At 69.6% G+C, this 12026-nt stretch carries 9 protein-coding genes and 3 pseudogenes; 2 read left to right on the top strand and 10 right to left on the bottom strand.

What is annotated here, in order from left to right; translation table 11 throughout:
• The first annotated feature begins 999 nt into the window (after positions 1-999).
• A pseudogene (locus ACZ6TU_RS38645) lies at positions 1000-1720 on the top strand (IS6 family transposase).
• 121 nt (positions 1721-1841) lie between these two features.
• Here ACZ6TU_RS38645 and ACZ6TU_RS38640 read toward each other — a convergent pair.
• From ACZ6TU_RS38640 to ACZ6TU_RS38600, 9 genes and pseudogenes are all read right to left on the bottom strand, one after another.
• Positions 1842-2078 (bottom strand): hypothetical protein, encoded by a 237-nt coding sequence (locus ACZ6TU_RS38640; protein WP_467682118.1) that lies wholly within the window; start codon positions 2076-2078, stop codon positions 1842-1844.
• Positions 2079-2506: 428 nt separating this feature from the next.
• Positions 2507-2983: a hypothetical protein gene (locus ACZ6TU_RS38635; protein WP_469553464.1), complete on the bottom strand. Its 477-nt coding sequence runs from the start codon at positions 2981-2983 to the stop codon at positions 2507-2509.
• A gap of 143 nt (positions 2984-3126) precedes the next feature.
• Positions 3127-3334, bottom strand: a pseudogene (locus tag ACZ6TU_RS38630) (transposase); the annotation flags it as partial.
• 136 nt (positions 3335-3470) lie between these two features.
• A complete protein-coding gene (locus ACZ6TU_RS38625) occupies positions 3471-8048 on the bottom strand; it encodes a caspase, EACC1-associated type (RefSeq protein WP_469553462.1) in 4578 nt (1525 codons plus the stop codon).
• 2 nt (positions 8049-8050) lie between these two features.
• Complete coding sequence (locus ACZ6TU_RS38620; RefSeq protein ID WP_469553459.1) at positions 8051-8527, bottom strand: effector-associated constant component EACC1; 477 nt, start codon at positions 8525-8527, stop codon at positions 8051-8053.
• A gap of 112 nt (positions 8528-8639) precedes the next feature.
• The gene (locus ACZ6TU_RS38615; protein ID WP_467682126.1) at positions 8640-8897 is read right to left on the bottom strand and encodes a hypothetical protein; all 258 of its coding nucleotides are present in this window, start codon (positions 8895-8897) and stop codon (positions 8640-8642) included.
• 223 nt (positions 8898-9120) lie between these two features.
• Positions 9121-9525: a DUF6336 family protein gene (locus ACZ6TU_RS38610; RefSeq protein ID WP_467682128.1), complete on the bottom strand. Its 405-nt coding sequence runs from the start codon at positions 9523-9525 to the stop codon at positions 9121-9123.
• A 252-nt stretch (positions 9526-9777) separates the two neighbouring features.
• A pseudogene (locus tag ACZ6TU_RS38605) lies at positions 9778-9918 on the bottom strand (DnaJ C-terminal domain-containing protein); the annotation flags it as partial.
• 784 nt (positions 9919-10702) lie between these two features.
• Positions 10703-11011 carry a peptidase inhibitor family I36 protein gene (locus ACZ6TU_RS38600; protein ID WP_469553467.1) on the bottom strand — a complete coding sequence of 103 codons (309 nt, stop codon included), beginning with the start codon at positions 11009-11011 and terminating at the stop codon, positions 10703-10705.
• Positions 11012-11316: 305 nt separating this feature from the next.
• Here ACZ6TU_RS38600 and ACZ6TU_RS38595 point away from each other — a divergent pair, with 305 nt between their 5' ends.
• Entirely contained in the window at positions 11317-11571 is a 255-nt protein-coding gene (locus tag ACZ6TU_RS38595) for a hypothetical protein (protein WP_467682132.1), read from the top strand.
• Here the strand turns inward: ACZ6TU_RS38595 and ACZ6TU_RS38590 are convergent.
• Positions 11558-11905, bottom strand: a complete 348-nt coding sequence (locus ACZ6TU_RS38590; RefSeq protein WP_467682134.1) for an SH3 domain-containing protein — start codon at positions 11903-11905, stop codon at positions 11558-11560. The two genes, ACZ6TU_RS38595 and ACZ6TU_RS38590, sit on opposite strands and share 14 nt — an antisense overlap.
• Positions 11906-12026 lie beyond the last annotated feature (121 nt).

Genomic DNA, 12026 nt, shown 5'->3' with positions numbered 1-12026 from the left:
CCGGAACAGCGTCCACAACTCGTCCGGCACCAACCGCTCGATCAGATCCGTCATGCACGGCTCAACGAGCAATCACGCCATCAGAAACGATGTCTTATCCCGCGTGCGCAGTGCTACATGTCCGTCTGCCGTAGCTATAGAGTGGGCCCCCGCTATCGGCGTTCGAACGACACGCGGCCTCAGGTTGTACGGGGCCGGAGGGTGTACGGCTCCTCGTGCTGGAGCATCCGTCGCGGCGCGCATACGCCGCACCGAGGCAGTGCGGGCCGGTGGCGGCGGCCAGCTATGCAGCAGTTCGTAAGGTCCTGCCAGACACCGCTCCCGCTTGGGCACAAGGCCAGGGTCGATTCCCGGGCCGGCCGGATCCACAGTCCAGGTGGCCTCCGCCGCGCCCCAGACGATGACACCGTCGACCAGGCCGCCCTTCCACTCCGCCGGCCCGTCAACGGCCTCGATCCATTCGCAGTGCTTGCGGTGCGCCCAGCCGCCGGCGCCTGCGGCCTCGCCGCACAACAGGTGGCCGACGCGGGCGAGGTGATGGCGGCCGTCGCTGCCGGGGAAGGCGAGGGTCGTGCCCGCCAGGCCAGAGCAAGGGTGAGGCAGCCGGCACGGTTCGTCTGCGGCGTCGATGACCAGTTGCTCGACGAACGGCAAGCCCTGGTGGGCCCAGCTCCACAAAAGCTTGGCTCGGCGGTGCGGAGGCAAATCGTCCAGAGTGGGCACGAGGTGATGGTGGCGTACGGCACTGACATCGCCCCCGTGGCCATAGGGACCGGACGGATGCGGTGGAGCCGATATCCTGAAGGAGGAGTTCACCTTCGGGTGGGTCTTTGGTTGGCCGGTGTCCTTGCCACCCGCTCTGCGGATTGGGCACCGGCCGCTTTCATTGAGCCTTTTCCAACCTCAGGTCGAGATGTGGTGAAGGATCAGAACGGCGCTGTCACGTTGGCTGATCGGGTGAGATGTTCTTCGGGTGGATCAGGCCAGGAGGGGTCGTCCGTGGACAGCGCGCCGCCGTCTTACAAAGGGCACCGGTACCCGGTCGAGGTGATCTCCCACTGCGTGTGGCTGTACTTCCGCTTCCCGCTGAGCTTCCGTGAAGTCGAGGAACTCATGCTCGAGCGCGGAGTGATCGTCTCCTATGAGACGGTCCGGCGGTGGTGCGACAAGTTCGGGCAGGCCTACGCCGGCGCGCTGCGCCTTCGTCGGCCCCGGCCGGGAGACAAGTGGCACCTGGACGAGGTCTTCATCAAGATCAACGGCGAGTTGAAGTACCTGTGGCGGGCCGTCGACCAGGATGGGATGGTGCTGGACATCCTCGTGCAGGGCCGGCGGGACACCGCCGCGGCCCGGCGGTTTTTCCGTCGGCTGCTGAAGAAGACCCGTACGGTGCCGCGGGTGGTCGTCACGGACAAGCTGCGCTCCTACGGTGCGGCCGACCGAGAGGTCATGCCCTCGGTGGAGCACCGCTGTCACCAGGGCCTGAACAACCGGGCGGAGAACAGCCACCAGCCCACGCGGCAGCGGGAACGCGCGATGAAGGGCTTCCGATCGGTCGGCGCCGCGCAGCGGTTCCTGTCCGCGTTCAGCGGCATCTCACCTCACTTCCGGCCCCACCGCCACCTGATGACCGCCCACGGCTACCGAGCCGAGATGACCATCCGGTTTCGCCATCTGGGACCAGATCACTGGCGCCGCCGGCCAGCCCGCCACGGCCTGAACACAGAACCCAACCGCACGCCCACCATGCCCCGACACACCGTCAGGAGCCTGCAAACTCAACAACGTGACAACGCCGGAGAAGGCGATACGGGCGCGACGAGGGCCGTGGGGCTGGGCCATCAGGCGACGGCCGGGCGCTGGGCAGCGAGCCGGGCGAGGTGGGCCTCGCGCAGCTCCTCCCACGGCGTGCAGTCCTCCGTCGAGGGCAGCCCGTTCTCCGCGATGTCCTCCAGGACGGCCGCGAACTGGTCGGCACTGGCGCGAGTCTTGGCCGCGTACGCGCGCAATCCGTCGGCGGCTGCAGGCTCCAGCTGCTGCCGGGCATGGTCGGCGGAGGCGGCGGGCTGTTCGCTCATCGAGGGCTCCAGAAGGCAGAACTGGCGTCTCCCTCAACGGTATCGGCCGCCCCCGGTCCTGGGGGCCACACCGGGCGAACTTGGCCGCACGAGAGTGCGCGCCCCAGGGACCCAGGTGGCCCCAGTCCCAGCGCGCTCTCTGTCACCAGGGAAAACACCGGTCCCGGGACCCGGAGTTGATGGGTTCAGCTAGGTCCTGATTCCCGCCCGCTGGCGATGACGCAGATCAGCTGAACAGTGACACAGATGAGCGTGCCCACCTGGAAAGGAGGGGGGCGACAACGCCGGCCTTCAAGACCACAAGCAGGTCTTGAAGGCCGACATCACGCCGCAGCAAGCCCGAATCAGCCAACAGCGTCCCATCAGTGAGGAGTGCGGTCCCTTGGGGAAACGTGCAGGCGGGGCAGGAGGCGGGGGGTCTGGGATTCTCAACAGTTGCGGATTGAGTACACCGGGTTCCAGTTGATGAGCGTCTGGCCCGTCGGTGCCGTGTCCGTCCTCAGCGTGTTGCCGTTCTGGTCATAGAAGCGGGCGACCGTTCCGGACGTCTGGTTGTTCCAGAAGTAGCCATCGCCGTTCCAGTAGTACACGTAGTAGCGGTTGCAGGTGTACATCCGGAACAGTTCCCACTTAGCGACCGTGGGATCCCAGACGAGGTCGCACAGGTTGCCGACGGCGCAGGTGTAGCTCTGCCCGGGGGAGACGTGCCCAGCGGAGGCGTTGGGCGAGGTGTAGGGCGAGGTGGCGGCGGGGGCGCTAGCCTGGTAAGCCCCAGCGGGGGCGGCGGGGGCGGTACGGAAGGGCACCTGCGGCTGCGGGGCGGGGGCGGCCTGGGCTGTGGGTGCAACAAGGGTGAAGGCGCCGCATGCGGCGAGGGTGGCGGCGAGTCTGCGAAGACCAGTCACGCGTATCTCCCTGATTGATGTGCACATGGCCGGATTGCCGTCCTTCAGACTTCCGGCTGTACCGGCAGGTGCACAGACTTATTCCAGTCGCAGCGCGCCCAAGTTCAGCCCTAGCGGCGGATGTGATCTCGCAAACGAGGGCTGGCGTCGTCCAGTCGGTGCAGCACGGCTTCGTGCAGGCGGCCCCCACACTCCGGCTCTGGAGCAGATCAGAAACGACGGTGTGCGGTCGACTTCGAGACGCCGAAGCACGGCGGCAGAGCCGCCAGGCGCACCCCTGATCAGCACGTAGATGATGGCTGCGAACAGTGTCTCATCAGGGGTGTTGGCCGTTCCGCCGCCCTGCGGCTGTGTTCGTTGCTCCGGGATCAGCGGACCGGACTGCACGGCCGCCACCGGATGACAGTCAGGGAGCAGCGGAGTCGAATTTCACCGAACGCCGTTCAGAGGTCCCTGCATCAAGCGCGGCCAGGAGGCGCGTAGGTGATCACTCCCCTTCGGCGCAGGAGACGCGGTGCTCCAGGTGCGGGAATAGCGCATTCCAGCGGACCTTCGACAGACTGACGGGCTGTGAGCGGCACATGGCCTCGTAGAGGCGGTCGGTGTCGTAGTCGAGGATGTAGGTGTTCTTCCCGTTGGTCAGTCCTGACGCGCCGGTCTTGGAGGTGACGGCCAGCCAGCTCCCGCCCGAGGGCAGCCGGACGGACTCCGCACCCTCCAGGGTGGCGAACTCCGGGGTCACCCAGCGGCCGTCGCGGCCCAGAGACCAGATGCGGTAGGGGTGGCCGGTGATGGCGTGGCGGCCGTCAGGGGTGAGGTCGAGGGACGTGATGGCGCGGTCGAGGCGTACGGTCTCGTCCTCCTTCGTCGGCTTGCGTGGGTCGGACACGTCCCAGAACTCGATCGTGCCGTCGGAGACCGCGGACGCGAGCTGGTCCTTCCCAGCGGGGAAGTAGCTCCCGGGAGCGGCCGGGATCCGGGCTCCCTCTTCCGGACGGGCGGGCTCGGAGAGGTCGTACAGCCGGATCGTGTCGCCGGTCTCCTCGGTGATGAGCAGCTCGGACACGTCGTCGTAGAGGGCGCCCTGGCTCAGCGCCGCGTCCTCGATCATGCCGCCCTTGCGGGGACGGTTGGGGTCGGAGACGTCCCAGAGCCGAAGGTGCCATCCGTCCTCGACGGTCACGACCGTGTGCGGGCCCGCGAACCACAGGCTTCCCGTCTCCAAGATCCCGCCGTCCGCCTGCGCGGGGATGTCGGCCCGGTGTACGGGCTTCGCGGGGTCGCTGATGTCCCACAGGGCGATGGCCGGTTCCTCCGACGAGCCCACGGTCAGCAGCCGGTTGTCGGGGCTGACGGCGAAATGCGGGACGCTGGCGGTGTACCGGATGCTCGTGCTTCTGCGGGGCGGGCCCTCGGCGCCGAACCGCCAGAACTGGAGGGTGTGGTCCAGCCCTCCCGCCCAGTGGTGGGCCAGCAGGACCGGGTCGCCGTCCCGGCCGGTCAGGAACCAGTTCGCCTCCCAGTCCTCCGGCAGGGTGTAGCGCGGCTTCGCCGAGCCGTTGTCGCCGATGGTCCAGATCCGGGTGGTCGCGGAGGAGTCCGGCCCCTCCTCCTTGGTGATGAGCAGCCTGCCGTCGGCACTGACGGGGCTCGTGCCCCCCATCTCGTGAGGCGGCAGATAGCCGGGCAGCGCGGGCGCCCAGGCATGCTCGGTCCACAGCCGGATCTCGCCGCCCGCCTCGCCCGCGGCCAGATAGCGGCCGTCGGGGCTGTAGGCGACCGAATGGACCGGCTGCCCCGAGGACAGCCCACCGAGTTCCGGCTTTATCTGGGCCAGCTCGGCCGCCTTGGCCGTCGCGTTGAGCCGCCGTACGCCGTCGTCGCCGTCCGCCCCCGCGAGGAACCTGCCGTCCGGGCTGAACGCGAGCTGCGGCATACCGTCATAGCCGCCCCAGCTGTCCAGGCCGTCCCCGGCGGGGACTCGCCGCAGTTCCCTCCCGTCCACCACCTTCCACCAGGCCGTCTTCCCGCCGCCACCGTTCGAGACGACCAGATCGCGGCGCGGGTGGGCGGCGACGGACATGACCGAGTCGGCCCGCTCGGTGTCCCGCAGGACGGGCCGGGCGGGGTCGGTCAGGTCCCACAGCCGTACCTGGGCGGAGCGCCCGTCCGAGCCCGGCTCGTTGCCGTTTCCGGTGATCAGGTGGTGTCCGTCGCGGGTGAACGCCAGGGAGATCAGGTCCGCGTCGGCCACCGTGCGCTGGGCGCGCAGCGCCGGGCGCGCCGGGTCGGAGACGTCCCACAACCGCAGCCGGCCCTTGTCACTGCCGGACGCCAGGGTCCGGCCGTCCCCGCTGAACGCCACGCTGAACGTCGCCTCGCTCCCCTTGACCGGCAGACGCGCGAGCCGCTTGGGCCGGTCGGGGTCGGTCGTGTTCCACAGGGTCAGTTCCGTACCCATCTGCGCGGCCAGCAGCGGCTCACGGGGGTGGTGGGCGAGGGCGGACGGGCCCTTCAGCCGGAAGCGGCCCCCCTCGGCCGGGCGCCCGGGATCAGCCAGGTCCCACAGCTGCACCCGGCCGTCCCGGTGGCTCGCGGCCAGCGCCTTGCCGTCCGAGCGGTAGGCGAGGTTCAAGACGGGCTCGCGGTGCGGCTTTTCGGGGGTGAGGTGGACCGGGGTCAGGGTGATCGCCGACGAGTACAGGCTGGAGCGGGTCTCCGGGGTCTCGGCCGTGCGGTACGCGGCCAGGCTGAGCCGCAGCGCCGTGCCCGGGTCGCGATCGCGGATGCGGTCCGCGCGGCCCGCCAGCTCGCGGGCGATCAGGGCCCGCTCCCGGCTCGCCGCCTGCCCGTTCTCGTAGAACGCCCAGCCCGCCAGGGAGGCCGCCACCAGGGTCAGTACCGACAGTACGGAGACCCACGCCCGGACGGCGCGGCGCCGGCGCCGCTCGGCGGTCTCGCTGGCGGTGACGAAGTCGCGGACCACCTGCCTGACGGGCGCCGCCCCGGCCGTCCGGCTGACGGCCAGCTCGCGCGCCTCCCGCAGGTCGAAGCCCCGCCACAGGCCGCTGGGCCCGCGTCCGCCCTCGTCCCAGCCCTCCGCCGCGGCGGTCAGCCGCCGAAGCCGCAGCAGATCGCCGCGGGCCTCCTCGATCCAGCCGGTCAGCCGCCCCCAGGCGTGCAGCAGCGAGTCGTGGCCGAGCTGCGCCCCGCCGTCCTCGTCCACCACGACCAGATGGGCGTCTGCGAGCAGCCGCAACAGGTCCCGTTCGCCGACCAGTTCCTCGCGCGGCACCCTGCGCCGCATCAGCCGCCCCTCGCCGTCGGCGACCTGCACCATGGCGAGCATCAGGGCGCGCAGCCGCTGCCGGCCGTCCTCGTCGAGGCCGTCATGGATCCGGTCGGCGGCGCGGGCGACCGCGTCACGGATGCCGCCCGCCTCCTGGTACGCGGCGTAGGTGAGCGTGGTGCCGCGCCGCCGCAGCCAGATCTCCTGAAGGACGTAGGCCAGATACGGCAGGGCCGCCGCGTCGCCGGTGCGTCCGCCGCGCCGTTCCTCGTTCACCTCGCGCAGCAGGATGCGCGTGACGCCCGCCTCCCACTCCAGTCCGGCGTACCGGGCGGGCTCCACGATGGCCGCCTCGATCTCGGCGTCGTTCAGGGCGGGTACGACGAAGTGGTCGCCTTCCGCGAACGGGGCGAGGTCCGGGTCGCCGAGGACGTCGCCGTGGTAATCGGCGCGCAGCGCCAGCACGACGCGCGGGCCGTCGGTCGCGGTGAGCGCGGCGGCGAACCGGGCGCGCTCGGCCTCGTCCGCACCGTGCGTGAAGTACTGCTCCAACTGGTCGACGACCAGCACCCCCGGCACCGACCCGCCGCCCGCCCCGGAGGGCTCGGGGCGGGGGAACCGTCCCTGTTCCAGATCGCGTACGACCTCCGCGAGCGGGCGGCCCACCGCCTGCGCCCACGCCTCGGCGAGCCGCCGGAACGGCCGCGCGCCCGGTGCGGGCACCAGGCACACCGGTCCCAGTCCGGCGCGCTGGGCCGCCACGCTCAGCCCGGCCCGCAGCAGCGACGACTTGCCGACGCCGGAGTTGCCGATGAGGACCAGCGGCTCCCCCGGCCGGATGCCGGCGACCCTGGCCAGCAGACGCTCCGTCATCTCCTCGCGGCCGAAGAAGAGGTAGTGCTGTTCGGGCAGGAACGGCCGCAGGCCCGGGTACGGGCACACGGCGTCTGCGTCGTCGTCCGGCGCTGCCGGGCCGTCCGCGGCGGGCTGCGCTGGATAGCGGCGGTTGACGGTGAGGACCAGCTCGGCCATGCGGGCGGTGCCGCCGCCGTAGGGGCGGGCCGCCTCGCCCTGGAGCCGCTGGTCGAGCAGGCGGTAGACTCCGCCGAGCGTCATCAGGCGGGCGGCGCCCGCGTCGCCGTCCCGCAACAGCTTCAGCAGATGCCCCGTGAACAGTGTGTACTCGGCACCCTTCGGGGCGTAGGCCAGGGTGTTGCGCTGGGCGGATCCGAGCAGATAGCTGCCCTGGGGGCGGGACGCGCCGAACGGGTCCGGGGCGGGGACGCGGCCGGGTTCCCGGGCGTTCCCGGCGAAGCAGCAGTCGAGGATCAGCACCGGGTCCGCGGCGGCGTCGCCGAGATAGCGCTCGATCTCCGCGTACGGCACCGAGTGGGCAGTGTCCGTGAGGGACTTCGTCGCTGCCGTCGCCAGATACAGCCGCCCGCCGGGCCCGCGCAAACCGTGGCCGACGAAGCAGAAGACGACGATGCCGCTCACGGGCCGCTCCTCGGTGGGCGCCGCCCGGTCGGCGGCCTCCGCCAGTGCCTCCAGCACGTCGCTCGGCGACGCGGGGTTCGTCAGCACGCGGACCCGGTCGCCCATGCCGCAGTGGATGCGTAACGTCTCGGCCAGCGCCTCGGCGGATGGCACGGCCGCAGGGAGATCGTGCAGTCGGTCTCCAGGGTGGCGGCCTGTGCCGACCACGACCGCGTGACAGCCGGGCCCCGTCAGGTCCGGCCCTCCTCCTGACGGCGTGGACCCTCCCCCCAACGGCATGGTCAGCGTGCCCCCTCGGCCCGGCGGGAGCCGTCTCCGCCGGCCGGATCCTCTCCGGTCGGGTCCTCTCTGGCCGGTTCCCGCTCGTTCGTCTCCCGAGCCGAGGGCTCCCGCAGAGCCTCCGCCACCCGCTGGGCCAGTTCGCCGGTGCCCTCCGCGGTCAGCGGCCGGACCTTCTCGGAGGCGACCACCAGCTGGGTGCCGTCCGGCCGGTTGATGGTGACGGTCACATTGCTCCGCCGGTTCTGCAGCCAGACGACGAGAGCGGCGCCCGCCGCCGCGGTGGGCCCGCCGGGGGCGAGCAGCAGGGTCAGCAGCTCGCTCCAGACACCGCCCATCGCTCCCGCGGGCGCGCTGTCCGCGAGGTCGCGCCGCACCAGGCCGCGCAGTTCAAAATCCTGGCACAGCCAGTCGTACAACTCGTCCGTGGCCCCCGCGTGGTCGCCGCTCGCCGCCTGTACGCCGAGTGTGAAACGCACCCCCGCCCCTCCCCCGGCAGCCGCGGCCGTACCGCTCCCGCCGCTCATGCGTCCGTATGTCCCTGTATCCCCAACTCCCCTTACCCGCTCGCCAGTTCCCCGCACATCACAGTCACAGCACGGAGATGCCGAGGGGGCGTTCCCCAGCCGACAGCCGGCGGGTGCGCTGGCTGTCAGGGTCGACGCGGCCGGTGCCGACGACGCGAAGGGTGGCCCCGGGAGTGATCGCGGCGCCGTGCTGGTGGGTGTTCGCAAGGGTGGTCTCGGCTCCTGGCTCAAGCCAGATGGAAGTGGTTCTGATGGGACACCGCGAGGCCGGGTCCTTGTGGTCCGGATAGACCATGAGGCCGCCCTCGCCCGGTCCGGGCATGGGCCACTTGTTCCGCGGGCCGATGCCGTTGCACTCACACTCGAAGCTACCGAGCAGCAGGTTCGATCCGAGCGAAGTCGGAAATGCGTGCACCTATGGGCCCGGTTCCAGGGCTGCACCAAGGGCCAGCACCAGATCACCCACCGCTTGCCCGGCCTCGTGCCGAGCGCCTGGAATCACGAGACGACGTGAACCGACACCGCTTGCCCGTCCAGGGCAAATGCTAGCCGTGCAACCAACTGCCGTAAGGCACAGTGTCCACGAGCTGGTACAGCCCGAGAGCAGCAGCTCCGAGGACGCTCAGGAACAGTCCCGAGCGCAGGAACGCCGGACCCACGACGGTGACCGAGGCGGCCTGGCTCGTGAGAGTGCGCCAGTCCCCCACGCGTCGGATGTCCCCCGCACTGGCCCACCAGAAGCCAGCACCGACCACAACCAGGCTCACACCGAAGAGTCCGGCAATCGCACCGACGACGGACAGGAACTCTTCCCGGTCGCTGTGGCCGCTGATACTCAAAGTCACCACCATGAGCGGCACCACGCCCAGCAGGCCGAAGGCCACCCCTCGCCGCGCAACGTCCGTCGGCCGCAGTCGCGGCAGCATCACGCCGTCTCGGTCCAGAGTCATGGCCAGCACCCTAGCCCGCTCGACCTGAGCAGCAGCAACGCCCCTTGGTCGCCAGCGGTGACGGCAGGTTGCTCCGCCGGTATCCCCGCGGGACACTTGCGCGTCCGGAGTGTCCTCGGAAGCGAGATCAGGGGTGTTCGTGTCGGCCACGACCGCGAGTCTGGTTATGGCCCATGACGTTGGGACGGCCATCAGGCCGGGGATCACCGCAACGAGCGGTCGACGTCATCGCTGTTGAAGCGGCCTGGGCTGTCAGGCCGACTGCGTTTCACCCTCGATCCGTACGACGACGAAGAGATCACCCGCCTCCCCGCCGTTCCTGCCGGGCCAGCCCAGTCCTCTGAGTCGCAGTCGTTGTCCAGCCCGAACTCCTGGTGGAAAACGGATCCGGCGGGTTGTCTCTCTTGGTGTGGCACACCGGACAGGAGATGTTCAACAGCCGGTAGTAGGGCACCCTGCTCTCAGTCCCCCGCTCGGTGCGCTGGTCTTCCGCGCGTCGGGCGTGTGGCTCTGTACACGAGAACGGGTTCTGGCTCAGCTTCTGTGGTGCAGTCACGCTGAGTAAGGGTTGATCGTCATAGGACGACGTGGACTTCACCCCGCTGCGTGAGACGGACCCGGCCGCGGCCGGCTTCAGCACAGCCGCCTGACCGGCCAGGGACCAGTCAGCATCATGATGTTCATGGACGATGCGCGCGACGTCCTCACCGAGGACGAGACCAACGATCTACTCGACGACGACCGCGACGCCGGATGGGACGCGGACGACGAGTACGAGTGGGTGCGGTGAACACGGCCAGGCACCCGGGCGGAGGCCGTCACGTTCCCCGCCCGGGCGCCTGGAGTCCTACCGGCCCCGTCAGGACGTCGGTAGCGGGAGGCCGGGCATCTGCTGGGTGCCGCAGGTGCTGCCCGCCGCCGTAGACGTGCAGGGTGAACGTCCCGGGTCGGCCCGCCTCGTCGTACGCGCTCAGCAGCGGCCGCAAGCAGCCCGCCCGGCAGGATCCGGGCCCAGCGGGGCACGGCTTCGATCCGCTCCCACAGCTTGACCAGGCCGCCGCGGACCTCCCAGCGGCCGTGCGCCGGGTGAAGGTGGTGGCGGAGCCGGTGGTAGCGGCGCTGTACGGGGTCGGGGCACAAGCCCCTCCGGCAAGGGGCCCTTCTGTGCGGGCCGGTCTTACCAGGTGAGCGACCGGATCTTGTATGTCCCAGTGAGGTTTCCACCGGAGAGGGGCGCGGTACTGCCGACACGGTTATTGAAATTGACGGTCCTGTAGAACGTCACATTCCCAAAGGTGCTGTTGTTATAGACCGACTTGACGTTGGTGCTCGCAGCCCAGGAGCATCTCACAGCCGTATCGGCGGTCCGGTCTCGGAACTGACAGCGGAGCCCCTCACCATCCCTTTCGGTATACATACAGAAGTACCCCGCACTGCACTCATATGAGGCACCCTGCTGGCCGCTGGCCGCTGCCACCGGCGCCATTGCGCCGAGCATGAGGCCGACTGCCCCAGCAACTGCCAAAACACCACGTAACTTACGCACGTCGAATCTCCTCACCTCTGAACGAGACCCCTGGCAAGAGCGACAACTAGCATGTGAGCTGGATGCCCCCTCGCAGAAATCTGGCATGGACACGATCATGATTGGGGTGCGCCACTTCAGCAAGACTCCGAGGAAGGAATGTCTGATACCTCCTCGATGGTTGTCCTGGCAGCGGCACGAAGGGGCAGCTGACCTGGGGCTGCTGCGGCCCCCGTCAGTGGGGCGCCGGGAGCCACCGGGGCTCAGTGCTTTCGTCTCTTCGACGCGGTTGCGGTAGGAATAGCACGGCGACCAGGTCCCGGCTGGACGACCTGATCGCCGAGGACACCAACGCGGACGAGGAGAGCGCGGCCGGCGGGGGCACCTTCTTCACCGAACTGAAGGCGGACCCGGGCGTGCTGGGGCTGGACAGCCTGCTGGCGGAGGTGAAGAAGCTCCAGCGGGTGTGCGCGGGCTCCAGCCCCTGTCGTCGCAGAATTTGCGTGGTCAGCAGGGAGTGATGTCGTCGTGATCCAGATATGAGTTTGAAACCCAGCCATACTTGGTTGACGCCGTACGGACGTAGGTGAACCCGTCGGTCGTGCACCAGTAGTCGACCTGGTTTGTCACGCTGGCGGTGTTGGTGATCGGGCATGACCACGCCGGACCGTTGCGAAGGTTCACGTCTCGGTTGAAGTACTGCCCGTAAGGCCTGGAGTCACGGTTGGCGCCAGTGACACCACAGGCAGTGGCTTCCTCACTCGCCTGCTGAGCGGATGCTGGCGTGGGCGAAATGGTCGCGAACACTGCCGCAGTCGCAGCTACGGCTACTCCGAGTTCCTTGAACAGACGCAAGATCTTCCTCCTTTGAGGTCATGCGCTGCGGAGGCACTGTCACGTTGGCTGACCGGTGGGATGATCTTCTGGTTGATCAACCTGGGAAGGGTCGTCCGTGGGGAGCGCGTCGCTGTCGTAC

The organism is Streptomyces sp. NPDC052064 (genome assembly GCF_055585925.1).
This window is presented reverse-complemented; position numbering and strand designations above follow the sequence as displayed.

Excerpts from the sequence above, each read along its gene's own strand:
- ACZ6TU_RS38640 (WP_467682118.1), bottom strand. The coding sequence starts at position 2,078 with ATGAGCGAACAGCCCGCCGCCTCCGCCGACCATGCCCGGCAGCAGCTG.
- ACZ6TU_RS38625 (WP_469553462.1), bottom strand. The coding sequence starts at position 8,048 with ATGCCGTTGGGGGGAGGGTCCACGCCGTCAGGAGGAGGGCCGGACCTG.
- ACZ6TU_RS38615 (WP_467682126.1), bottom strand. The coding sequence starts at position 8,897 with ATGCCCGGACCGGGCGAGGGCGGCCTCATGGTCTATCCGGACCACAAG.
- ACZ6TU_RS38610 (WP_467682128.1), bottom strand. The coding sequence starts at position 9,525 with ATGACTCTGGACCGAGACGGCGTGATGCTGCCGCGACTGCGGCCGACG.
- ACZ6TU_RS38600 (WP_469553467.1), bottom strand. The coding sequence starts at position 11,011 with ATGGCGCCGGTGGCAGCGGCCAGCGGCCAGCAGGGTGCCTCATATGAG.